General features: G+C 68.0%; 20 protein-coding genes. 13 read left to right on the plus strand and 7 right to left on the minus strand.

The features are described from left to right. Nucleotides 1–117: 117 nt before the first annotated feature. Entirely contained in the window at nucleotides 118–1,374 is a 1,257-nt protein-coding gene (gene oiaX / locus ACK41U_RS08970; protein WP_409678633.1) for a 3-oxo-isoapionate-4-phosphate decarboxylase OiaX, read from the minus strand. Continuing rightward, entirely contained in the window at nucleotides 1,371–2,756 is a 1,386-nt protein-coding gene (locus tag ACK41U_RS08975; RefSeq protein WP_409678636.1) for a four-carbon acid sugar kinase family protein, read from the minus strand. The genes oiaX and ACK41U_RS08975 overlap by 4 nt, the downstream gene beginning before the upstream one ends. Nucleotides 2,757–2,843: 87 nt before the next feature. Here ACK41U_RS08975 and ACK41U_RS08980 point away from each other — a divergent pair, with 87 nt between their 5' ends. The 12 genes from ACK41U_RS08980 to hchA all read left to right on the plus strand — a co-directional run bounded on the left by ACK41U_RS08980 (nucleotide 2,844) and on the right by hchA (nucleotide 15,283). Next, nucleotides 2,844–3,674 (plus strand): phosphogluconate dehydrogenase C-terminal domain-containing protein, encoded by an 831-nt coding sequence (locus tag ACK41U_RS08980; RefSeq protein ID WP_409678639.1) that lies wholly within the window; start codon nucleotides 2,844–2,846, stop codon nucleotides 3,672–3,674. Between the two features lie 58 nt (nucleotides 3,675–3,732). Next, nucleotides 3,733–4,707: a TRAP transporter substrate-binding protein gene (locus tag ACK41U_RS08985; RefSeq protein WP_409678642.1), complete on the plus strand. Its 975-nt coding sequence runs from the start codon at nucleotides 3,733–3,735 to the stop codon at nucleotides 4,705–4,707. Nucleotides 4,708–4,758: 51 nt separating this feature from the next. Next, nucleotides 4,759–5,235, plus strand: coding sequence for a TRAP transporter small permease (locus ACK41U_RS08990; protein ID WP_409678644.1), 477 nt, complete (start codon nucleotides 4,759–4,761; stop codon nucleotides 5,233–5,235). Beyond that, nucleotides 5,232–6,509 (plus strand): TRAP transporter large permease, encoded by a 1,278-nt coding sequence (locus tag ACK41U_RS08995; protein WP_409678647.1) that lies wholly within the window; start codon nucleotides 5,232–5,234, stop codon nucleotides 6,507–6,509. The genes ACK41U_RS08990 and ACK41U_RS08995 overlap by 4 nt, the downstream gene beginning before the upstream one ends. A gap of 105 nt (nucleotides 6,510–6,614) precedes the next feature. Next, nucleotides 6,615–7,556, plus strand: a complete 942-nt coding sequence (locus ACK41U_RS09000; RefSeq protein ID WP_409678650.1) for a D-ribose ABC transporter substrate-binding protein — start codon at nucleotides 6,615–6,617, stop codon at nucleotides 7,554–7,556. Between the two features lie 61 nt (nucleotides 7,557–7,617). Next, a complete protein-coding gene (locus ACK41U_RS09005) occupies nucleotides 7,618–8,259 on the plus strand; it encodes a DUF2291 family protein (RefSeq protein ID WP_409678653.1) in 642 nt (213 codons plus the stop codon). Then, nucleotides 8,256–9,788, plus strand: coding sequence for a sugar ABC transporter ATP-binding protein (locus ACK41U_RS09010; protein ID WP_409678656.1), 1,533 nt, complete (start codon nucleotides 8,256–8,258; stop codon nucleotides 9,786–9,788). The genes ACK41U_RS09005 and ACK41U_RS09010 overlap by 4 nt, the downstream gene beginning before the upstream one ends. Continuing rightward, the gene (locus tag ACK41U_RS09015; protein WP_409678659.1) at nucleotides 9,785–10,843 is read left to right on the plus strand and encodes an ABC transporter permease; all 1,059 of its coding nucleotides are present in this window, start codon (nucleotides 9,785–9,787) and stop codon (nucleotides 10,841–10,843) included. Before ACK41U_RS09010 ends, ACK41U_RS09015 begins: the two co-directional genes overlap by 4 nt. 1 nt (nucleotide 10,844) lies before the next feature. Beyond that, on the plus strand, nucleotides 10,845–11,858 hold the full coding sequence (locus ACK41U_RS09020; protein ID WP_409678662.1) for a Gfo/Idh/MocA family protein: 1,014 nt from the start codon (nucleotides 10,845–10,847) through the stop codon (nucleotides 11,856–11,858). After that, entirely contained in the window at nucleotides 11,858–13,573 is a 1,716-nt protein-coding gene (locus ACK41U_RS09025) for a hypothetical protein (RefSeq protein WP_409678665.1), read from the plus strand. Before ACK41U_RS09020 ends, ACK41U_RS09025 begins: the two co-directional genes overlap by 1 nt. A 61-nt stretch (nucleotides 13,574–13,634) precedes the next feature. Further along, nucleotides 13,635–14,372, plus strand: a complete 738-nt coding sequence (nanR, locus tag ACK41U_RS09030; RefSeq protein WP_409678667.1) for a transcriptional regulator NanR — start codon at nucleotides 13,635–13,637, stop codon at nucleotides 14,370–14,372. Nucleotides 14,373–14,437: 65 nt separating this feature from the next. Beyond that, a complete protein-coding gene (gene hchA, locus ACK41U_RS09035; protein ID WP_409678670.1) occupies nucleotides 14,438–15,283 on the plus strand; it encodes a glyoxalase III HchA in 846 nt (281 codons plus the stop codon). 3 nt (nucleotides 15,284–15,286) lie between these two features. On the opposite strand, the gene ACK41U_RS09040 is transcribed toward hchA, so the two are convergent. Genes ACK41U_RS09040 through ACK41U_RS09060 form a run of 5 tightly spaced genes read right to left on the minus strand, consistent with a single transcriptional unit; the run spans nucleotide 15,287 to nucleotide 20,841 of the window. Continuing rightward, nucleotides 15,287–16,624 (minus strand): glutamine synthetase family protein, encoded by a 1,338-nt coding sequence (locus ACK41U_RS09040; protein ID WP_409678673.1) that lies wholly within the window; start codon nucleotides 16,622–16,624, stop codon nucleotides 15,287–15,289. Continuing rightward, nucleotides 16,624–17,994, minus strand: a complete 1,371-nt coding sequence (locus ACK41U_RS09045) for an aspartate aminotransferase family protein (RefSeq protein ID WP_409678676.1) — start codon at nucleotides 17,992–17,994, stop codon at nucleotides 16,624–16,626. Before ACK41U_RS09045 ends, ACK41U_RS09040 begins: the two co-directional genes overlap by 1 nt. After that, complete coding sequence (locus ACK41U_RS09050; protein ID WP_409678679.1) at nucleotides 17,991–18,725, minus strand: SDR family NAD(P)-dependent oxidoreductase; 735 nt, start codon at nucleotides 18,723–18,725, stop codon at nucleotides 17,991–17,993. Before ACK41U_RS09050 ends, ACK41U_RS09045 begins: the two co-directional genes overlap by 4 nt. Further along, the gene (locus ACK41U_RS09055; protein WP_409678681.1) at nucleotides 18,722–19,420 is read right to left on the minus strand and encodes a GntR family transcriptional regulator; all 699 of its coding nucleotides are present in this window, start codon (nucleotides 19,418–19,420) and stop codon (nucleotides 18,722–18,724) included. The genes ACK41U_RS09050 and ACK41U_RS09055 overlap by 4 nt, the downstream gene beginning before the upstream one ends. Beyond that, nucleotides 19,417–20,841: an aldehyde dehydrogenase family protein gene (locus tag ACK41U_RS09060; RefSeq protein ID WP_409678684.1), complete on the minus strand. Its 1,425-nt coding sequence runs from the start codon at nucleotides 20,839–20,841 to the stop codon at nucleotides 19,417–19,419. Before ACK41U_RS09060 ends, ACK41U_RS09055 begins: the two co-directional genes overlap by 4 nt. Nucleotides 20,842–20,981: 140 nt before the next feature. Between ACK41U_RS09060 and ACK41U_RS09065 the strand changes: the two genes are divergently transcribed. Beyond that, nucleotides 20,982–21,893, plus strand: a complete 912-nt coding sequence (locus ACK41U_RS09065; protein WP_409678687.1) for a 3-hydroxyacyl-CoA dehydrogenase NAD-binding domain-containing protein — start codon at nucleotides 20,982–20,984, stop codon at nucleotides 21,891–21,893. Nucleotide 21,894 lies beyond the last annotated feature (1 nt).

Genomic DNA, 21,894 nt, shown 5'->3' on the forward strand with positions numbered 1-21,894 from the left:
GATCTTCGCCCACTGGCGATCCGTGATGATGTAGCGGTCAACCGGCATCCAAACCTCCTATTTGGGAAGTTTGAATCAGAAATCAGAACACTTGGGAATCCTGATACTCAACAAGCCCTAGGCCGCCGGTCCCCATTTCGCAAAAGCAGCGGCCAGTTCGGGGCTGTCGGCCATGGCCTCGCGCGGGGACAGGCCCCGGCTGGCGGCGTCCCATGCGGCGCGGATCGCGCGCACGCCTGCCGCCGCACCGCCGGGATGGCCATGGATGCCGCCGCCGCCCAGATACATCAGATCCAGCGTCTGCCCGGTGCGTGCCCATGTCTCGAAGGCCTGCCCGCCCCATTGGCCGGAACAGACCACCGGCAGCGCCCGGTCGGCATCGGAAAAGATCGGCGTCGTCACATCGGCGAAGGACTGCACGAAGCTGTCATCCCCCTCCCAGTATTTCGCGGCGATGCCGTTGATCTGGAACTGATCCACGCCCAGCAGCCGCCAGATCTTCTGATAGGGGCGGAAATCATAGCCCATCCCCGGATGCCGGGTCAGCAGATCCCAGCCGTTGCGATGCGCGTGCAGGCACAGGGCGGAGCGCTTGCGCAGAAACGCCATTCCCCCCGGCCCGATGGAATTGATGTTGACGACAGCCGCCGTGCCGCCCTGCGCCACGACATGATCGTGGCGGCGCATCATCACGTCGGGATCGGCAGCCGAGATGCCGAAGGCATACATCACCTGCTTGCCGGTCCGCTCAGCATGATCGCGGATCACCGCCATCACCGCATCGACCCGCGCGTCAAAGGGCGCATAGGCGGGGTTCATCATCTTTTCATCATCCTTGATGAAATCCACCCCCGCCGCGCACAGACCGGCCACCACCTGCGCGGTCTCATCCGGGGTCAGCCCCAGCGAGGGTTTGATGATCGACGCGATGATCGGCCCCTTGTTCACGCCGGTCAGGCGGCGCGAGCCGTCGATGCCGAATTGCGGCCCCGGATGGCAGGCGAATTCGGGCGGCAGGTCCAGATCCAGAATGCGGATGCCGGTCAGCCCGCGCGCGGCAAAGACACCGCCAAGCGTCACCGTCATCAGCGCGGCCATATCGGTGCCGATGCTGTCCAGCGGATAGGCGATCACCACCCGCGCCCGCTGGAACGGGCCGGGATGGTCGCCCGCCTCGGGCAGTGAGGGGCGGGGCGCAGGTTCCAGCAGGGTCACCTGTTCGACGCGGGCGGCGTGGCGGGCGCGCAGGGCATCCGTCTCGCCGGGCAGTTCGGTGAAGGTGCCGGTGGACTGGTCGGCGGCGATCTTGGCCGCCATGGCCTGCGGGTCGCCGGGGGTTTCGATCAGATAGGTGACGCGGATCATGCTGCTCATGCCGGGGTTCCTTTTAACTGGGTCGTGTGCCGGGGGCCGCCGCCGTCGCGGATCCAGCCGAAATAATCCACCGAGCCCATCTGCCCGCCCTTCAGCGCGATTTCCAGCCCGTCATGCGCGCCCTCGCCATGGCCCGCACACAGGGCCGCGCCGGGGATCGTGGGCGCCAGTGCGGTCAGCGCCTGCAGGCCCAGCTGGCGCATCGCATGCCCCGATGTGTCCCCGCCCGAGATCACCGCCCGGCGGAGGCCGGACCCGCGCAGCACCCCGTCCAGCACCCGGCCCAGCCCCTCGCCGATGCGGCGGTTGGCGGCCTCGGGCGGCAGGCCGCTGGCGGCCAGCGCGGCGCGGAAAAACGTGACCTGCGCGCCATCATGGCCCGCGGCGGAATGGACCAACGGGCTGGCGCCCTCGCTGGCGGCCTGCAGCGCGGCGCGGGTCAGGCGGGTCACCTCGGCGGTCAGATCCGCCTCGCTGCCGCAGGCCGCGCGCGCGTCAAAGCCCAGAACCGCAAAGCCGTTCTGCCCGGCCCAGTCCAGCTGCGCCGCCGTCACCGGCGAGACCGAGCCCGACACCGCCGCAATCTGCGCCACCGCGCCCGCCGAGCCGGGCGGGGGAACCACGGCAATCTCGCCCGTCTCCTGCCAGTGGCGCACCAGCGCGTATTCGACGCCCTGACTGCCCGCCACCAGCCCCATCCGGTCGCGGTTCTGCCAGATCAGCCGCCCCGCTGCGGCCTCGCTGGCCGCGTCCATGCAATCGACCGACAGGATGCGCGCGCCATCTGCCAGCGCCGCCTCCAGCCGCGCCTGCGGATCGCCCGCCAACGCCTCAAGGTCGATCAGCGCGCCGGGCAGGTCGGTCTGCCCCGCCAGATGCGCCAGCAGATCGGATTCCGCCATCGGCGTGACCGGGTGATGCGCCATGACCGGATGGCGATCAAGGCGGAACACCCCCTCGGGCGTGCCCGCGAAGAGATGCCCGAAGGCCTGATAGCGCCGCATCGCGGGCGCCGCCGTCAGCAGCGGCACCGCCTGCGCCGGGCGCACAGCCAGCCCCGCCGCGATCGCAGCCCCGATGGACCCCACACCGGGCGCGGAATCGAAGGTCGAGCAGATCTTGTAATGCAGGATCGCAGGCGCCAGCGCGTCCAGAAAGCCCAGCAGCGGCGGCAGGTCGCGCGCCATCCGGTCCGGCGCATATGTCCGCGCCGTGGTGGCAAGGCCGATCCCCGCGCAACCCGCGAACCGCGCCAGCAGCGCCGGCGGGGGCAGTTCGGTGAACAGGACCGAGGGCAGGCCAGCGAATTCCAGCACCTCCATCACCGCAGCCGCGCCGGTGAAATCATCGCCCAGCCACGCCACCCTCGGGTTTTGCCCCATCGCCCCCTCCATCGCGCTTGACAAGTTCGTTTGATTATCATCTCATCATACCAGTTACGCAAGACGATTCCTGCTGGGAGGGGAAAGATGACCAAGATTGCTCTGCTGGGGGCGGGCGGAAAGATGGGTGTGCGGCTGGCCACCAACCTGGCCCGCACCGATTTCGAGGTCGCCCATGTCGAGGTCAGCCCCGTCGGGCGCGACCGGCTGAAGGCCGAGGTCGGCGTCGACTGCATCGACCGCGCGGTGGCGCTGGAGGGCGCCGAGGTGGTGATCCTGGCCGTACCCGATACCGTGATCCGCGCCGTCGCGGCCGAGGTCGTGCCCACCCTCGCGCCGGGCACCATGGTCGTGGTGCTGGACGCCGCCGCCCCCTTTGCGGGCCATCTGCCGGAACGCGCGGATGTCACCTATTTCGTGACCCATCCCTGCCACCCGCCGATCTTCAACGACGAATCCACTCCCGAGGGCCGGGCCGATCACTTCGGCGGCGTCGCGGCACAGCAGGGCGTCGTGAATGCGCTGATGCAGGGCCCGCGCGAACATTACGAACTGGGCGAGCGCGTCGCCCGCGCCATCTATGCCCCCGTCGCGCGCAGCTATGAGGTGACCGTCAGGCAGATGGCCATGCTGGAGCCGGGCCTGTCGGAAACCGTCTGCGCCTCGCTGCTGTCGGTCATGCGCGAGGCGCTGGACGAATGCGTCGCCCGCAGCGGCGTCAGCCATGAATGCGCCCGCGATTTCCTGCTGGGCCACATGAATATCCTGGGCGCGGTGCTGTTCAACGAACGCGAGGGCGCGTTCTCGGATGCCTGCAACAAGGCCATCGAATTCGGCAAGCCCATGCTGATGCGCGACGACTGGAAGCGCGTCTTTGACTGGGACGAGGTGACCGCCAGCATCGAGCGGATCACCTGAGCCTGCGCGGCGGGTCGGGGAGGCCCGCTGCTTTTCACACCACAGGGAGGATACTGAAATGAACAAGCTGATGATGACAGGCTCGGTTCTGGCGGCGATGCTGGCGGCGAGTCCGGCGCTGGCGCAGGTCACGATGAACCTGGCCTTTACGCCGCCCTCTGACAGCCATTACGGCGATGCGGGCCGGGCCTTTGCCGACAAGATCGCCGAACTGTCCGACGGCGCCTTCGAGATTTCGCTGCGCCCCGCAGGCGCGCTTGGCGGCGAGCGGGACGTGATCGAGGGGCTGCAGATCGGCACGGTCGAGCTGACGATTTCCTCGACCGGCCCCATCGGCAATTTCGTCCCCGAGGTCTATGCGCTGGATTTCCCGTTCCTGTTCACCGATTACGCCAGCGCGCACGCGGTGCTGGACGGCGAGATCGGGCAGGAGCTGCTGGCCAGCTTCGAGCCGCATGGCATCGTCGGGCTGGCCTGGGCCGAAAACGGGTTCCGCCATATCACCAACTCGATCCGTCCGATCCGCGAACCTGCCGACATGGCGGGCCTCAAGCTGCGCACGATGGAGAACGAGGTCCATATCGCCGCCTTCCGCGCCGCCGGGGCCGCGCCCACGCCGATGAGCTGGACCGAGGTTCTGACCTCGTTGCAGCAGGGCACGATCGACGGGCAGGAAAACCCGATCCCGATCGTGACCGCCAACAACATGTGGGAAATTCAGGACAATATCACCCTGACCGGGCATGTCTATTCGCCCGCCGTGGTCGCCATGTCGGGCATCCACTGGTCCACCCTGACCGAGGAACAGCAGGGCTGGTTCGTTGAGGCCGCGCAGGCCGCAGCGGCAGCCTCGCGCGCCACGGTCGCCGCGAATGAGGAATCGGGCATCGCGCTGATGAAGGAAAACGGCATGGAGGTGGTCGAGGAGATCGACAAGGCCGCCTTTGCCGCCGCCGTCCAGCCCGCCTATGACGAATTCGCCGCCCGCTATGCGCCGGAACTGATCCAGCGCATCCGCGACGCCCAGCAATAAGCCTCCGGTGGCGGGGCCGCGCGGTCCCGCCCCTTTCCCTCGGAGCAGATCATGAAACATGTCGAGGCTTTGGGCGAGGTCATCGTCCGGCTGGCGCATAACCTGGCGGCCTTGCTGCTGGCGGTGGCGACCGGTCTTGTCTTCTTTCAGGTCATCACCCGCTTTGGCCTTGGCCATTCCGCCGGCTGGTCTGAAATTCTGGCCCGCGGCCTGATCATCTGGTCAACGCTGCTGGTCGCGGCGGCTGCCTTCCGGCTGGGCGCCATGATCCCCATCGACTTTCTGCGCGGCCTGCTGCCCTTGCACCTCCAGATCTGGGTGATCCGGCTGGTCACGGTGATGACGCTGACGCTGCTGGTGGTGCTGGTCTGGCAGGGCTGGGCGATGACGGTGCGGGTGCAGGCGCAGCGCGTGGCGATGCTGGGCACCTCGATGAGCTGGTTTTACGCGGCCATTCCGGTGGGGGCGCTGATGGCGATCCCCGGCGTGCTGCTGCGCCATCTGGAACAGGAACGGGACACCCCATGAACGCAGCCCTTGCCACGGCCCTTGTCGGCCTGTTCGCCCTGTCGGTGCCGGTTGCGGTGTCGATTGCGCTGGCCTCGATCATCGCGGTCTATTTCTTCTCGAACCTGCCGCTGCTGGTGGTGCCGCAGCGGATGTTCACCGGGCTGGACAGCTTTCCGCTGATGGCGGTGCCGTTCTTCATTCTGGCGGGCGCGATCATGACGCGGGGCGGCATCTCGGCCCGGCTGGTCGATCTGGTCAAGTCGATGATCGGCAATGTGCAGGGCGGGCTGGCCAGTTGCTGCGTGCTGACCTGCATGCTGTTCGCGGCGATTTCCGGCTCATCCGTGGCCACGACATTCGCGGTGGGCGCGATCCTGATCCCGGCGATGCTGAAGCACGGCTATCCGGTCGGCATGGCGGGCGCGGTGCAGGCATCCTCGGCGGAACTGGGCGTGATCATCCCGCCCTCGGTGCCGCTGATCCTCTATGCCGTCTCGACCGAGACCTCGATCACGCGGCTGTTTCTGGCCGGTCTGGGGCCGGGCCTGCTGATCGCGGCCGGGCTGGTGGTGATGGTGCAGATCTGGTGCCGGGTGAAGGGCTACGGCAAGCAGGACGGCGCCGGGCGCCAGCCGATCCTGCCCGCATTGCGCCGCGCCTTCTGGGCGCTCTTGATGCCCATCATCATCGTGGGCGGCATCTATGGCGGCATCTTTACCCCGACCGAGGCGGCGGCGGTGTCGGTGGTCTATGCGCTGCTCTTGTCGCTGGTCATCTACCGCGAGATGTCGTGGCGCGATCTGCCGGGCATCTTCCGGGCGGCGGCGGTGTCCTCGGGCGCGGTCATGCTGATCATCTCGGCGGCGGCCCTGTTCAGCTTTCTGATCAGCCTGTCGGGCCTGCCCGGCATGGTCGGCAGCTGGGCACAGGACAATTTCGCCAGCGCGCTGACCTTTCTGCTGGGCGTCAACCTGCTGCTGCTGGTCGTCGGCATGTTCATCGAGACCAGCGCCGCGATCCTGGTGCTGGCGCCGATCCTGACGCCGGTGGCGATCAGCTTTGGCATCGACCCGGTGCATTTCGGCATCGTCATCGTGGTCAATCTGGCGCTGGGGATGATCACGCCACCGCTGGGGGTGAACCTGTTTGCCGCCGCGGCGGTGGCTAGGGTGCCGGTGCAGGCGCTGTTCGCCTCGCTGGTCTGGCCGATCCTTGTGGTGCTGACCTCGCTGGCGCTGATCACCTATGTCCCCGCCATCTCGCTGGGGCTGGGCTGGTGGATGATGCCCTAGGGCATCATCTCATCATACCTGTTGACTTGATGATGATTCGGCAGCAGCGTTGGGAGTGTCAGAGAGGATCGGGCAGGCTGCCCGGCTGACCACAGGGAGGATATCATGAAACCGAACCGCAGGCTGACGCTGTCAGCCGTTGGCCTCGCTATGGCCATCGCCATGCCGGGCGCCGCAGCCGCCGAAGGGCTGATCGCCATCATCACCCCCAGCCATGACAACCCGTTCTTCAAGGCCGAAGCCGTCGGCGCCGAGGCCCGCGCGCAGGAGCTGGGCTATGAAACCGTCGTGATGGTCCATGACGACGACCCCAACAAGCAGTCCGAACTGTACAACACCGCCATCGCGCGTGGCGCCAAGGCGATCATTCTGGACAATGCGGGGGCCGATGCGACCGTCGCCGCCGTCCGGCGCGCAAAGGATGCGGGCATCCCCTCGTTCCTGATCGACCGCGAGATCAAGGAAAGCGGCATCGCCGTCAGCCAGATCGTGTCCAACAACTATCAGGGTGCGCAGCTGGGGGCCGAGGAATTCGTCCGCCTGATGGGCGAGACGGGCCAGTATGCCGAACTGCTGGGCCGCGAGGCCGACACCAATGCGGGCATCCGCTCCTCGGGCTATCACGACATCATCGACCAGTATCCCGACATGGAGATGGTCGCCCAGCAGACCGCCAACTGGTCCCAGACCGAGGCCTATACGGTGATGGAGACGATCCTGCAGGCGCAGCCCGGCATCAAGGGCGTGATCTCGGGCAATGACACGATGGCGATGGGCGCATGGGCCGCGCTGGAGGCGGCGGGCCGCACCGATGTGATCGTGGTCGGGTTTGACGGCTCGAACGATGTGCGCGATTCCATTCTGGCGGGCGGCATCAAGGCCACCGTGCTGCAACCGGCCTATCGGCAGGCGCAGCTGGCGGTCGAGCAGGCCGACGAATACCTGCGCACCGGCGCGACCGGGCTGGAAGAGAAACAGCTGATGGATTGCATCCTCATCAACGCGGACAATGCAGGCCAGCTGGAAACCTTCGCGCTGGCCGAATGACGCCGATGCAGTGACGCCACAGGGCCCGGCGCCTGCGCCGGGCCAGTTCAGGATGTGACCGATGACCCATGCCTTGACCGCGCTTCTGGTCGGCACGCTGACCCTTGGCCTGCTGCCCGGCTGCAAGATCGTGCCGAACCCCGACCCCACCGCCGAAGGGGCCGAGGCGCCGATGGATGACGATCAGCGCATGGCCGCGCTGGCCGCGCAGATCTTTGACGACCGCCTGCCCGCGCATGTCAGCGACCATGCCGTCGAGGCCGCCACGCTGCGCGAGGTGCTGGCGCAGGGGCTGGACGCCGCCGGTCAGGTCCATGGCCTGCGCGCCGGGGCCGAGGGCAGTTCGTGGAACTTCATCCTCCGCGCGACGGGCGAGGTGGTCGGGGCCGACCGGGAATCGCGTGCGGCAAGCGTGGTGCTGGACACGGATGGCGACGGGGCGGGCGATCTGACCGTGCAGCTTGGCCCGGTGATCCGGGGCACGGCTTTGCGCGACGCGCTGGATTTTCTGGTCTTTACCGAGTTCCGCGACCAGATCGAATTCGCCAAACTGGCCCGTGCGCTGAACGATCAGTCGCATCAGCGCCTGTCCTTGCCCGAAGGCGATATGACCGGCCAGCGCCTCAGCGTCGAGGGGGCGATGACCCTGCCCTCGGCCGATGCGGCATGGGTGGTCGTGCCGACCGCACTGGCCGCGCCATGACGGTGGGTCTGCAGATCCGCGGCGGCAGCAAGGTCTATCCCGGCACCAGGGCGCTGAAATCGGTGGATTTCGACCTGCATATGGGCGCGGTCAATGTGCTGGTGGGCGAAAACGGCGCGGGCAAGTCCACGATGATGAAGGTCATCGCAGGCGTCGAGCAGCTGACCGAGGGCCGCATCCTGATGGACGGCGCCGAGGTGCGGTTCAGCGGCCCCGACGATGCGCGCCGCCACGGCATCGGGATCGTGTTTCAGGAGCTGAACCTGTTTCCGAACCTGACGGTGGCCGAGAATATCTTCATGGGCCGCGAGAAAACCCGCGCGGGCGTCGACATCGACATGAACGCCCAACGCGCCCAGACGCGGGCGCTGATGGCGCGGCTGGAACAGCCCATCGACCCCGACACGATGCTGGGCGATCTGCGCGTGGGCCAGCAGCAGATCGTCGAGATCGCCAAAAGCCTCGCGCAGGATGCCCGCATCCTGATCCTGGACGAGCCGACCAGCGCGCTGTCCGCCGCCGAGGTCACCATTCTGTTCCGCGTCATCGACGATCTGCGGCGGCAGGGGGTGGGCATCGTCTATATCTCGCACCGGCTGGAGGAGTTGCTGCGGATCGGCGATCACATCACCGTCCTGCGCGACGGCGCCATCACCGGCGCGCGGCCCATGGAGGGCGTCGACCTGGGCTGGATCGTGCGTTCCATGATCGGCGAGGCCAGCAAGGATTACGCCAAGGCCGAGGGTCACCCCTTTGGCCCCGAGATCTTCCGCGCCGAGGATGTCTGCCTGCCCCGCCCCGGCGGGCTGGCCGTCGATCATGTCAGCCTGTCCCTGCGCGGCGGCGAGATTCTGGGCGTCTACGGGCTGATGGGCGCGGGCCGCAGCGAGTTTCTGGAATGCGTCATCGGGCGCCATTCCCACGCCACGGGCCGGCTGTTCATCGAGGGCCGCCCCCTGACCGCGCGCGGCGTCGCCGCCCGCATCCGCAACGGCATCGCCCTGATCCCCGAGGATCGCAAGAATGACGGGCTGGTCCAGATCCTGTCGATCCGCGAGAATATGACCCTGTCCAGTCTGGGGGCGGTCACGACCGCAGGCGTGCACATGAACCTGACCGCCGAACGCCGCAGCGTGACCGCGTTCGTGAAACGGCTGACGGTCAAGATCGCCTCGATGGAAAACCCCGTCTCCAGCCTGTCGGGCGGCAACCAGCAAAAGGTGGTGATCGGCAAGGCGCTGATGACCAAACCCCGCGTGCTGCTGATGGACGAGCCCTCGCGCGGGATCGACATCGGCGCCAAGGCCGAGGTGTTCCGCGTCATGCGCGATCTGGCCGCGCAGGGGCTGGGGATCATCTTCGTCACCTCGGATCTGGAGGAACTGATGGCCCTGTCCGACCGCATCATCGTCATGTCGAACGGCCGCGTCACCGGCCGCTTTGACCGCAAGGACGCCACCGAAACCCTTGTGGTGGCCGCATCGGCCAAAGGCCACGCCCCCACCCCCGCACAGGAGCCCGCCGCATGAGCGATACAGCCTCCCCCGCCCGGTCGGTCCCGCAATCGACGCAGGCCCTGCTGGTGCTGCTGAAGGCGCGGACCTTCATCGCGCTGATCCTGGTCTTTGCCTTCTTCGCCTTTGCCGCGCCGAATTTCCTGTCGACCGCGAATATGGTCATCATGTCCAAACATGTCGCGCTGAACGCCTTTCTGGCCATCGGCATGACCTTCGTGATCATCTCGGGCGGGATTGACCTGTCGGTGGGGTCCATCGTGGGTCTTTGCGGGATGGTCGCGGGCTATCTGATCCTGAACGGCATCGATATCGGGCTGGGCTGGTCGATCCAGTTCAACACGGTCGAGATCTGCCTGATCGTCATGGCCGCAGGCGTGGCCATCGGCGCGATCAACGGGTTTCTGATCACCAAACTGAACGTCGCGCCCTTTATCGCCACGCTTGGCACGCTGTATGTCTGTCGCGGTGCTGCGATGCTGTTTTCGGACGGGCGGACATTTCCGAACCTGTCGGGCAATGCCGAATACGGCTCGGACACGTTCCGGCTGATCGGGGCGGGGAATTTTCTGGGCCTGCCCGTCTCGATCTGGATGCTGGTCGTGGTGGCGGTGGTGGCGGCCTATATCGCGCGGCGCACGCCGCTTGGCCGCTATATCTATGCGGTCGGCGGGAATGAGCGCGGGGCGGCCCTGTCGGGCGTCAATGTCACCCGCATCAAGCTGTTCGTCTATATGTTCAGCGGGCTCTGCGCGGCGCTGGTCGGGCTGATCATCAGCTCGCAGCTGGTGGCCGCGCATCCGGCGACCGGGCAGTCGTTCGAGCTGAACGCGATTGCCGCCGCCGTGCTGGGCGGCACCTCGATGTCGGGCGGGCGGGGGCGGATCGGCGGCACCATTGTCGGCGCCTTTGTCATCGGCGTGCTGTCGGACGGGCTGGTGATGATGGGGGTGTCCTCGTTCTGGCAGACGGTCATCAAGGGGCTTGTCATCATCGCCGCGGTCGTGGTCGATCAGGCACAGCAGAAACTGCAGGCGCGGGTCGCGCTGCAATCCGAGGCGGGGGCATGACATGCTGAAAGGCGCACTGATCGGTTGCGGGTTCTTTGCGCAGAACCAGATGCACGCATGGCAGGCCATCCCCGGCGCGCAGATCACCGCGCTTTGCGACCGCGATCCGGCGCGGCTGGAGGACACCGCTGCCCGCTTTGGCATCACGCGGACCTATGACGATGCCGCCCGGATGATCGCTGCCGAGGATCTGGATTTCGTCGACATCGCCACCACCGTCGCCGCGCACCGCCCGCTGGTCGAAATGGCGGCGCGCGCGGGCCTGCATGTCATCTGCCAGAAGCCCTTTGCCGAAACCATGGAGGATGCCCGCGCCATGGTCGGGGCCGTCGACGCCGCAGGCCGCATCCTGATGGTGCACGAGAATTTCCGCTGGCAATCGCCCATCCGCGCCGCCATCGACGCGCTGCGCGCGGGCGCCATCGGTCAGCCCTTCTTTGGCCGGGTCAGCTTCCGGTCGGGCTATGACGTGTTTTCCGGCCAGCCCTATCTGGCCACCGATCCGCGCTTTATCATTCAGGATCTGGGCATCCATATTCTGGACATCGCCCGCGCGCTGTTCGGCGATGTGACGCGTCTGTCTGCCGCGACCACCCGCATCAACCCCGCCATCCGGGGCGAGGATGTGGCGACGATGCTGCTGGATCATGCCGGCGGGGTGACCTCGGTGGTGGATTGCTCTTATGCGACGCGCCGCAGCCCCGAGACCTTCCCCGAAACCCTGCTGGAGATCGACGGCGATCAGGGCACATTGCGGCTGGATGCGGGTTACCGGCTGGTGATCCAGAACGGCGGCGCGGAAGACGTCCGCGATGTCGCCCCGCCGCTGTTGCCCTGGGCCGAACGGCCCTGGCACAATATTCAGGAAAGCGTGCAGATCATTCAGGGCCATTTTGTCGACTGCCTGCGCACGGGCCGGGCGCCCGAAACCTCGGGGCGCGACAACCTGCAAACGCTGGCGCTGGTCGAGGCCGCCTATGCCTCGGCCCGCGATGGCAGCCGGATCGCGCTGTGATGCGCGCGCTGAATTGCGGCCCCGCGACGGTGACGCTGGAAGAGGGCCAGCTGCGCCATCTGCGCCTTGACGGGGCCGAGGCGATCCGGGGGGTGGTGTTTCTGGTCCGCGACCGCGACTGGGGCACGGTGGTACCGCAGATCAGCGACATGCGGATCGCCTCGGATGCGCAGGGCGCCCGCGTGACCTATCGCGCGACCTATGACATGGGCACCGGGCGGCTGACCGCCGACATCACGCTGACCCTGACCGCCGACAGCCTGACCGCCGAGGCCCTGGCGCAGGCGACAGGCGAGGTCTGGACCAACCGCGCGGGCTTTACCGTGCTGCACCCGATCGAGGGTGTCGCAGGCGCCCCCGTCACCCTGCGCCATGCCGATGGCCGCACCGAACACGCGCGTTTTCCCGGCCTGATCGCGCCATGGCAGCCCTTTCAGGACATCGCCGCCCTGACCCACCGGGCGGGCGGCTGGACGGTCGACTGCGCCTTTCAGGGCGATGTGTTCGAGATGGAGGATCAGCGCCAATGGGGCGATGCGTCCTTCAAGACCTATAACCGCCCGCTGGCGCGGCCCTGGCCCTATCATCTGCCCGAGGAGGCCCTGCGCCAGTCGGTGCAGATCCGCTGGCAGCCCGCCACAGGCGCCGCCCCGCCGGTGCCGCCCCTGCGCGCCACCCATCCCGAGCCGCGCTTTCCACAGACCGCTCTGATCCTGACCGCGCCCGAGGCCCGCCGCGCCACAGCCCATCCGCAGGATCTGACCAGCATCGGCCCGCAGCGCCTGCTGTGCCATCTGGACACGAGCGCAGGGACGGGGCCGCAGGATCTGGCCGCCTTCGCCGCGCTGCAGGCCGCCTTCCCCGATCTGGATTTTGATCTGGAGCTGATCGCCGCCTGCCCGCCCGACACTGATCTGGACGCCGAATTCGCGGGCTATGCGCGGGCGGTGGCGGCGTCGGGGCTGTGCCCGGCCTCGGTCATGGTGACGCCAGCGGTGGACCGGCAATCGGTGCCGCCCGGCTCGGACTGGCCCGCCTGCCCGCCGCTGGAGCAGATCCACGCCGCTGCGCGCGCGGCCTTTCCCGGCCTGCCGCTTGGCGGCGGCAGCGCCAGCTTTTTCCCCGAACTGAACCGCAAGCGCCCGCCGGTGCAGATGCTGGATTTCCTCACCCATGGGCTGTGCCCCATCGTCCATGCCGCCGACGATCTGTCGGTGATCGAAACGCTGGAGACGGTGCCGCATATTCTGGCCTCGGGCCGCGCGATTGCGGGGGCGGCGGAGTACCGGCTGGGCCCCTCGACCATCGCCATGCGCCAGAACCCCTATGGCAGCCGCACGATCCCCAACCCTGACCGCGCCCGCATCTGCATGAGCGATGACGATCCGCGACAGGAGGGCGATTTTGCCGCCGCATGGGCCTGCGGGCTGGCCACGGCGCTGGCACCTGCGGGGCTGACGGTCTGGACGCCTGCCGCGCTGTACGGTCCGCGCGGGCTGTTTGATGCGGGCGGCCACCCCCGGCCCGTTGCGCCGCTGGTGGCGGCGCTGGCGGCCCGCGCGGGCCTGCCGGTCGGGCAGGCGGGCATCCGCGACGGGCTGGCCCGGCTGCATCTGGGCGGGGCGGTCCTGACCGCCAATCTGACGTCGGGGCCGCTGGACGCGGCGCCCGACGGCCCTCTGGCGCCCTTCGGCTGGCGGCTGTGTGATGGCTAGGGGTTTGCGCCCGGCGGCGGCTGCGCCTAGACCACGGGGGCGACAAGGCGATGGGGTCAGGATGAAAAAGGATGAGGCGGCAGGTGGCAGCGACCGGATCGTGCGGCGCAAGCTGTCGGATCAGGTGTTCGAGCGGCTGCGCGAGCTGATGGCCAGCGGTGAATTGCCGCCGGGCGCGCCCATGCCATCCGAACGCGATCTGATGGAGCGTTTCGGCGTTGGCCGCCCCGCCGTGCGCGAGGCCTTGCAGCACATGCACACGATGGGCCTGATCACGATCAGCCATGGCGAACGCAGCCGCGTCAACGAGCTGAGCGCGGGCAGCGTGCTGAGCCGGGTCGATGACGTGGCGCGGATGCTGCTGTCCTCGGAACCCGAACAGCTGGAGCATCTGAAAGACGCGCGCCGGATGTTCGAATGCGGGCTGATGCGCGTGGCCGCCACCTCGGCCACGCCGCAGGATGTGGCCGAACTGCGCCAACTGGTGGCCCTGCAACGCGGCTGCATGGACGATCCCGAGGCCTTTGTCACCCATGACATGGCGTTTCACACCCGCATCGCTGCCGTGTCGGGCAACCCGATCCTGATCGCCACCAGCCAGTCGATGCTGCGCTGGCTGTTTCACTATCACGGCGTGCTGCTGCACTGGTCGGGCAATGAGGACATCACCCTGCGCGAACATCAGCAGATGGTCGACCTGATCGAGGCCCGCGAGGCCGATGCCGCGATCGAGGCGATGAAGGCGCATCTTGACCGCTCAAACATGCTTTACGCGCATGGAAACGGCCAGAACGGCTGAGCCGTTGCGCGGCCAGGGCACCAGAGCTAGGATCAGGGCCAGACCCGCCAAAAGGACGCGCCGCCATGCCCGTATTCAGCAAGATCAGGCCAACCCCTGACCCGGCCATGCCCAATGCCTTTGAACCCTCGCCCCTGTCGCTGCGCCTGTTCACGGATGACGTCTCCAACCTCAGCGGCGCGGAATACCCCACGCCCTATACGGGCGGTCGCTGGAAAATTCTGGTGATCGGCTCGGACCAGCAATATCTGGAAATGGCGGGCGGCAAGCTGTTCTCGACCGGCAACCACCCGATCGAGACCCTGCTGCCGATGATCCATCTGGAACGCGCGGGTTTCAGCTTTGACATCGCGACCCTGTCGGGCGGGCCGGTCAGGTTCGAACATTGGGCCATGCCGCTGAAAGACGAGGTGGTCACCGGCTTTCACCAGCGCCACCTGCCCGCCTTCGAGGCGTCAAAGACGCTGGCGGATGTGGTGGCCGGGCTGGGACCGGACAGCGACTATCTGGCGGTGTTCATTCCGGGCGGGCATGGCGCGCTGATGGGCCTGCCCGACAGCGCCGAGGTCAAGGCCGCGCTGGACTGGGCGGCGGCAAATGACCGTTTCGTCATCTCGCTCTGTCACGGACCGGCGGCGTTTCTGGCGCTTGGTGACGACAATCCGTTCCGGGGCCGCAAGATCGTGGCTTTTCCCGATCTGGTCGACAATCACACGCCCAGGATCGGCTATATGCCCGGCAAGCTGACGTGGAAATTCGGCGAAAAGCTGAAGGCGCAGGGCTTTGTCATCACCAACAGGCTGACCACCGGCGCCACCTGTCAGGATGGCAGGTTGCTGACCGGCGACAGCCCGCTGGCCAGCAATGCGCTGGGAAAACTGGCGGCCTCGGAATTGCTCAAGGCCGCCTGAGGCTTACATATCGGCGTAAAGCTGCCATTCGATGTCGCTGACATGGTCGCTCATGCGGGCATGCTCGGCCTGCTTGATGGCGTGAAAGGCCGCGTGCAGATCGGCGCCCAGAATGCGGCGCATCGCGTCCGAACCCGCAAACGCCGCGATCGCGCCCTCCCAGTTGCGCGGCAGGGCGGGTGCGCCATCGGTCGAGGATTCAGGGCCGGGATCGGCCTGCGCTGCGATCCCGTCCAGCACGGTTCCCAGCGTCACGGCGGCGACCAGATAGGGGTTGGCATCCACCCCCGCCACGCGATGTTCGAAATGGCGCGCGGCGGCGCTGCCGCCGGGAATGCGCAGCGCCACATTGCGGTCATCGCGCCCCCAGCTGTTGGAGGCAGGCGAATAGATCGCCCCCGACAGCCGCCGCCATGAATTCAGCGTCGGCCCCAGCACCAGCATCGTGTCAGCCATCGCTGCCCGCACGCCGCCAATCGCGTGCAGCATCAGGGGTGACGTGGCGCCACCCTGATCGGCAAACAGGTTCGCGCCATCGCCCGGATCGGTCAGCGACAGATGCAGATGCATCCCCGACCCCGACCGCCCGGCAAAGGGCTTCGGCATGAAGCAGGTCCGCATGCCAAAGCGCCGCGCCGTGCTGCGCAGGATCTGCTTGGCCAGCAGGATGTCATCCGCCGCCCGCGCCAGATCGCGGTAACGCAGCGTCAGCTCGAACTGGCCCTGCGCATATTCGGAAATCAGCGTCTCCAGCGGCAGATCGAAACTGGCGGCGGCGGCATAGACGGCGTCGAAAAAGGGCGACATCTCATCCAGCTCATCGACCGACATGCAGTTGGTGGATGACATGCGCCGCCCCCCCAAGGGCGCGCGGGCGGGGCCTCCGGCGGCATCCAGCAGATAGAACTCCAGCTCCAGCGCGCCCATCGGCTGGTATCCCATGGCGCGGGCGCGGGCGATCTGGCCCATCATCGCGCCGCGCGGATCATGCGGGACCGGCGCGCCATCGCGCCCGAACATCTGCAACAGCACCAGCCCGCGCCCGTTGGGCTGGCGCCCCAGAGTGCCCGCCACCGGCCAGCACAGGCTGTCGCCGCCGCCGTCATTCTGGGTGGCGATGGCACCTGCCACGTCATTGCCCTCGACATCCTGCGCAAACAGCGAGGCGGGCATGCCGCGCCCATTGCGGAACAGACCGGCCAGTTCATGGCGGCGGATCATCTTGCCGCGCCCGATCCCGTGCAGATCGGCCAGCGAGATGTCGATGGCCTCGACATCGGGGTTGGCGTCCAGAAAGGCCTGCGCCTCGTCGGTCGGCGCGCCGGTGGGGGACATGGTCATCATTGCCCCCCGACCTGCGCCTGCGTCAGGTCCAGCACGCGCCAGGCCTTTTCGATCAGCTCATCAGCCTCGGCATGGGTCAGGACCAGCGGCGGGGACACCACCATCCGGTCGCCCACCGCCCGCATGATCAGCCCGTTCGCAAAGGCATGTTCGCGGCAGATCATCCCCACACCCATGTCATCGGCAAAGGGTTTTCGCGCGGATTTGTCGGCGCACAGCTGGATGGCGCCGATCAGGCCGGTCATCACCGCCTCGCCCACCAGCGGATGCTCGGCCAGCGCCCGCCATTTGGCCTGCAGATAGGGGCCGATGTCATCGGCCACGCGGGTCACCAGCCCCTCGGATTGCAGGATGCCCAGATTGGCGATGGCCGCCGCACAGGCCGCCGGATGGCCGGAATAGGTGTAGCCATGGGCGAATTCGCCGCCCCTGGCGCTCAGCACCTCGGCCACGCGGTCGGACACGCCCACCGCCCCCATCGGCACATAGCCCGAGGTCAAGCCCTTGGCCATGGTCATGAAATCGGGCGTGATGCCATAGGTCTGGCAGCCGAACCACGACCCCGTGCGCCCAAAGCCGCAGATCACCTCGTCCGAGATCAGCATCACGCCGCGCTCGGTCAGCCCCGCCGACAGTGCGGGCCAATAGCTGTCCGGCGGAATGATGACGCCGCCCGCGCCCATGATCGGTTCCGCGATAAAGCCCGCCACGCGATGCGCGCCGATCCCGTCGACCAGCGCCAAGGTGTCGCGCGCAACCTTCAGCCCGAAATCCTCGGGCGACAGATCGCCGCCCTCGGCCCACCATGCGGGGCGCGGCGCATGCAGGATATTGCCCACCGGCAGGCCGGGCTGCGCATGCATGAAGCCGAAACCGCCCACCGCCGAGGCCGCCACGGTCGAGCCGTGATAGGCCCCCTGCCGCGAGACGATGATGTTGCGGTCGGGCTGGCCCATCACCGCCCAGTAATGGGCGACCATCCGAAAGATCGTGTCGTTCGATTCCGAGCCCGAGCCGGTGAAGAAAAAGCGGTTGATATGGTCGGGGGTGATCTGGGCCAGCAGGCGCGCGGTCTCGATCACCGGCGGGTGCGAGGTCTGGAAGAAGGTGTTGTAAAAGGGCAGCTGCCGCAGCTGACGCGCCACCGCATCCGCGATCTCGTCGCGCCCGTACCCTGCGGCCACGCACCACAGGCCCGCCATCCCGTCCAGGATCCGGTTGCCCTCGCTGTCGGTCAGATGCACGCCCTTGGCATGGGTGATGATCCGCACGCCCTTGGCGTTCAGCGCGCCGGTATCGGTGAAGGGGTGCAGGTGATGCGCGGCGTCCATGGCGCGCAGGTCGTGGGTCGAATTGAGCAGCGTCATGTCAGATCCTCTGATGAAGCGATGGCGGCCAGCGTGTTGCCGCCGTCGACGGGCAGGGCCGCGCCGGTGATGAATTGGGCCGCATCCGACAGCAGGAATGCCACGGCGGCGGCGATGTCCTCGGGGCGCGCGACCCGGCCCATGGGGATGGTCGCGCCGAACCGGGCCAGCGTGGCCGCGCGGGCGGCGCCGGTCTCGCCCACAGCCAGCATCGGCGTGTCGGTGTCGCCGGGGCAGACGGCGTTGACGCGGATGCCCTCGCGCGCGTGGTCCAGCGCCATGCAGCGGGTCAGCTGCACCACGCCCGCCTTGGCGACGCCGTAAGCCACCGCCGACTGTGCCGCGATCAGCCCCCAGTCCGAGGCGATGTTGACGATCGCTCCGCCTCCCGCCTGCCGCATGGGGTCAAGCACGGCGCGCGACATGCGGAACGTGGCGCCAAGGTTCAGGTCGATCACCCGCGCCCAATCCGCGTCCGACGTCTGATCGGCCCGCCCGCGCCCCAGCACCCCCGCCGCATTGACCAGCCCGCTCACCGGGCCAAGGGCCAACGCGGCCTCGATGATCCGGTCGGGCGCGGCGGGGTCCGACAGGTCGGCGGACAGGAACCGCGCATGGGCCGCGACCGCCTCGGGCGCGCGGCGGGCGACCAGCAGCAGCGGCCCCGGCAGCATCGCCGCGATGGCCGCGCCGATGCCGGAGGTGGCGCCGGTGATGATGGTCACGCTCATGCTGCTGCCTCGAATTCGCCATGGGCCAGCAGGAACTCGGCGCCTGCACTGATGTCGCGGCGCATGGCCTCGCCTGCCGCCGGGCCGTCGCCGCGCGACAGGGCATTCGCCACATCCTCGTGGAAATCCAGCTCCAGAATACCCGACAAGGCGCCCTCGAACTTGCCCGCGAACTGGCGCAGGAAGGGGCCGACCTGCAGCCACAGCGTCTCGATCAGAAAGATCAGCGCGTCCGAGCCGGAGGCGCGATAGACCAGAAACTTGAACTCGTAGTTCTGCTCCAGATAGCTGTCGATGTCCTGATCCAGCGCGGCCTGCGTCAGCGCCGCCCCCGCCTGCCGGATCGCGCGCAGATGCGCGTCGGACGCCGCCCCCGCCGCCAGTTCCGCCGCCCGCCCCTCGCATGTCACGCGCGCGGCCATCAGATCGGCGAACCGCGCCCGGTCCATGCGCGGCAGGATCATCGAGCCATTCGGCAGCGCCTCCAGCGCGCGCAGGGATTGCAGCCGCGCCAAAGCCGCGCGCACCGGCATGTCGGAACAGCCCAGTTCGGCGGCGACCTTGCGGGTGGTCAGTTTGCGCCCCGGCGGGATGCGGCCCGCCATCAGCGCGCGGGTCAGCTGGCGATAGACCTGTTCATGGACCGGCACCGTCTCCAGCGCGTCAAGGCCGAGGGGCATGGGGCGCGCCGTCATGCGGCGCCCTGCCAGCCGCTGACGACCTTGACCTCGAGGAATTCCTCGATGCCCCAGACCCCGCCCTCGCGCCCGATGCCGGACTGGCCCATGCCGCCGAAGGGCGCGCCAAAGGGGATGTCGGTGCCATTGAGCCGCACCATCCCCGACCGCAGCCGCCGCGCCACGCGCCGCGCGCGGTCCATATCCGCCGTCCACAGATAGGCGGCAAGACCATAGGGGCTGTCATTGGCGATGGCGATCGCCTGATCCTCGGTATCGAAGGGGATGATCGACAGGACCGGGCCAAAGATTTCCTCGCGCGCGATGATCATCTCGGGGGTGACATCTGCAAAGACGGTGGGGGCGACGAAAAAGCCCCGATCCGAGGTCGTGCCGCCCGCAACCAGCCGCGCCTCGGCTTTGCCCTTGGTCAGGAACTCGCAGACCCGGTCGAATTGCGGGCGGTTGGCCAGCGGCCCCATCTGGGTCGCCGGATCGGCGGGGTCGCCCATGCGCAGGCCCTGCGCCACATCCACCGCCGCCTGCACCGCCGCATCGTAAATGCTGCGATGCACCAGCAGGCGCGAGGGCGCGTTGCAGGACTGCCCCGAATTGCGGAACATCGCCTGCGCGGTGTCGCGGGCGGCATGGGCCGGGGCGTCCTCGAACAGGATGCAGGCGCCCTTGCCGCCCAGTTCCAGACTGACGCGCTTGATGCCCTGCGCCGCCGCCGCCGCCACCGCCGCGCCTGCGCGGGTCGAGCCGGTCAGCGACACCACCGCCACATCGGGGTGGCGCACCAGCGCCTCGCCCAGATCGGGGCCGGTGCCGAACAGCATGTTGAAAACGCCGGGCGGCAGGTCGGCCTCATCCATGATCTGGGCAAAGACCTGCGCCGACAGGGGCGCCAGTTCCGAGGGTTTCAGCACCATCGTGCAGCCCGCCGCCAGCGCCGCGCCGACCTTCAGCGTGATCTGGTTCATCGGCCAGTTCCACGGCGTGATCAGCACCGCGACCCCCATCGGATCGTGCAGGATGCGGTCGGTGCCGTCGCCCAAAGCCAACGGTTCCTCCCATGTCACCCGGTCGATGGCGTCGCGGAAATCGCGCAGATGGCCCAGCCCTGCGCCGACCTGCGCGCCTGCCGACAGGGTGGCGGGCGCCCCCATCTCGGTGGTCATGGCGCGGGCCAGATCGTCCTGATGCGCGACATAGGCGGCGATGACGCGGTCCAGCGCCTGCTGGCACTGCGCGGGCGTGGTCGCGGACCAGCCGGGGAAGGCGCGGCGGGCGGCCTCGACGGCGCGGGCGCCATCCGCAGGCCCCGCTAAGGCGACCTGACCGACCGTTTCGCCCGTGGCCGGGTTCACGATGGGCTGCCAGCCCGCTGCCGCCACGGCCACCCACGCGCCGTCCACATATCCGCGATCCAGTTGCATCGACGATCTCCTCGCTTGTTGCCGCAGATGTCTCATTTTTTGCGATCGCAATCAAGACGGATATTTCACGGACCCACATAAAGCGCTTGCTTTCCTTCCTCAGCTGCATCATTTTTGCGATCACGAAATGAGGGGCGCCGATGCAAGACACCAAGATCGCCATTCTGGGGCTGGGCCTGATCGGCGCCGCATGGGCGGCTTTGTTCGTCCATCACGGCGCGCGGGTCGCAGCATGGGACCCCGATGCCGCCGCCCGCGAGGGGCTGGATGGCCGCATGGCGACCCCCCTGCGCCAACTGGCCGAGATCACCGGCCACACCGCGCGCGGCAGCCTCAGCGTGACCGGCGATCTGGCGACCGCGCTGGACGGCGCCGTGCTGGTGCAGGAAAACGCCCCGGAAAAGACCGCGCTGAAACACGCCCTCTATGCGCAGATCGAGGCGCTGACCGACGCCACCATCGCGTCCTCGGCCAGCGGGCTGTGCTGGACCGATCTGGCGCCGGGGCTGCAAAACCCCGCGCAGCTGATTACCGCGCATCCGTTCAACCCGCCGCATCTGGTGCCGCTGGTCGAGACCTATGGCAGCGACACCGCCCGCCTTGAGCAGGCCGAGGCGATCTATCGCGCCGCCCGCCGCCACCCCGTGCGGCTGCAAAAGCCCGCCACCGGCCATATCGCCAACCGCCTCGCCTCGGCGCTCTGGCGCGAGGCGGTGCATATCGTGGCCGAAGGGATCGCCGATGTGGAAGCCGTCGATGCGGCGCTGGTCCACGGGCCGGGGCTGCGCTGGTCGGTGATGGGCGCGCATATGGCCTATCATCTGGGCGGCGGGCCGGGGGGGATGGCCGCTTATCTGGATCACCTCGGCCCCAGTCAGGAACGCCGTTGGGCCGATCTGGGCACGCCCTCGCTGACCCCCGAGGTGCGCGCCGCGCTGACCCAGGGCATCGAAGCCGAGGCGCAGGGCCGCGACATCCCCACGCTGGAGGCCACCCGCGACACAGCCCTGATCGCCATTCTGCACGCCCGCCACATCACCGGACATCTGTAAA

The sequence above is a fragment of the Paracoccus sp. (in: a-proteobacteria) genome, from assembly GCF_046289755.1.
In the GTDB taxonomy this organism is placed as follows: domain Bacteria; phylum Pseudomonadota; class Alphaproteobacteria; order Rhodobacterales; family Rhodobacteraceae; genus Paracoccus.

Excerpts from the sequence above, each read along its gene's own strand:
- ACK41U_RS09040 (WP_409678673.1), bottom strand. The coding sequence starts at position 16,624 with ATGACCATGTCCCCCACCGGCGCGCCGACCGACGAGGCGCAGGCCTTT.
- ACK41U_RS09065 (WP_409678687.1), top strand. The coding sequence starts at position 20,982 with ATGCAAGACACCAAGATCGCCATTCTGGGGCTGGGCCTGATCGGCGCC.
- ACK41U_RS08985 (WP_409678642.1), top strand. The coding sequence starts at position 3,733 with ATGAACAAGCTGATGATGACAGGCTCGGTTCTGGCGGCGATGCTGGCG.
- ACK41U_RS08995 (WP_409678647.1), top strand. The coding sequence starts at position 5,232 with ATGAACGCAGCCCTTGCCACGGCCCTTGTCGGCCTGTTCGCCCTGTCG.
- ACK41U_RS08990 (WP_409678644.1), top strand. The coding sequence starts at position 4,759 with ATGAAACATGTCGAGGCTTTGGGCGAGGTCATCGTCCGGCTGGCGCAT.
- ACK41U_RS09000 (WP_409678650.1), top strand. The coding sequence starts at position 6,615 with ATGAAACCGAACCGCAGGCTGACGCTGTCAGCCGTTGGCCTCGCTATG.
- ACK41U_RS08975 (WP_409678636.1), bottom strand. The coding sequence starts at position 2,756 with ATGGGGCAAAACCCGAGGGTGGCGTGGCTGGGCGATGATTTCACCGGC.
- oiaX (WP_409678633.1), bottom strand. The coding sequence starts at position 1,374 with ATGAGCAGCATGATCCGCGTCACCTATCTGATCGAAACCCCCGGCGAC.
- ACK41U_RS08980 (WP_409678639.1), top strand. The coding sequence starts at position 2,844 with ATGACCAAGATTGCTCTGCTGGGGGCGGGCGGAAAGATGGGTGTGCGG.
- ACK41U_RS09020 (WP_409678662.1), top strand. The coding sequence starts at position 10,845 with ATGCTGAAAGGCGCACTGATCGGTTGCGGGTTCTTTGCGCAGAACCAG.
- ACK41U_RS09060 (WP_409678684.1), bottom strand. The coding sequence starts at position 20,841 with ATGCAACTGGATCGCGGATATGTGGACGGCGCGTGGGTGGCCGTGGCG.
- hchA (WP_409678670.1), top strand. The coding sequence starts at position 14,438 with ATGCCCGTATTCAGCAAGATCAGGCCAACCCCTGACCCGGCCATGCCC.
- ACK41U_RS09055 (WP_409678681.1), bottom strand. The coding sequence starts at position 19,420 with ATGACGGCGCGCCCCATGCCCCTCGGCCTTGACGCGCTGGAGACGGTG.
- ACK41U_RS09045 (WP_409678676.1), bottom strand. The coding sequence starts at position 17,994 with ATGACGCTGCTCAATTCGACCCACGACCTGCGCGCCATGGACGCCGCG.
- ACK41U_RS09015 (WP_409678659.1), top strand. The coding sequence starts at position 9,785 with ATGAGCGATACAGCCTCCCCCGCCCGGTCGGTCCCGCAATCGACGCAG.
- ACK41U_RS09005 (WP_409678653.1), top strand. The coding sequence starts at position 7,618 with ATGACCCATGCCTTGACCGCGCTTCTGGTCGGCACGCTGACCCTTGGC.
- ACK41U_RS09010 (WP_409678656.1), top strand. The coding sequence starts at position 8,256 with ATGACGGTGGGTCTGCAGATCCGCGGCGGCAGCAAGGTCTATCCCGGC.
- ACK41U_RS09050 (WP_409678679.1), bottom strand. The coding sequence starts at position 18,725 with ATGAGCGTGACCATCATCACCGGCGCCACCTCCGGCATCGGCGCGGCC.
- nanR (WP_409678667.1), top strand. The coding sequence starts at position 13,635 with ATGAAAAAGGATGAGGCGGCAGGTGGCAGCGACCGGATCGTGCGGCGC.
- ACK41U_RS09025 (WP_409678665.1), top strand. The coding sequence starts at position 11,858 with ATGCGCGCGCTGAATTGCGGCCCCGCGACGGTGACGCTGGAAGAGGGC.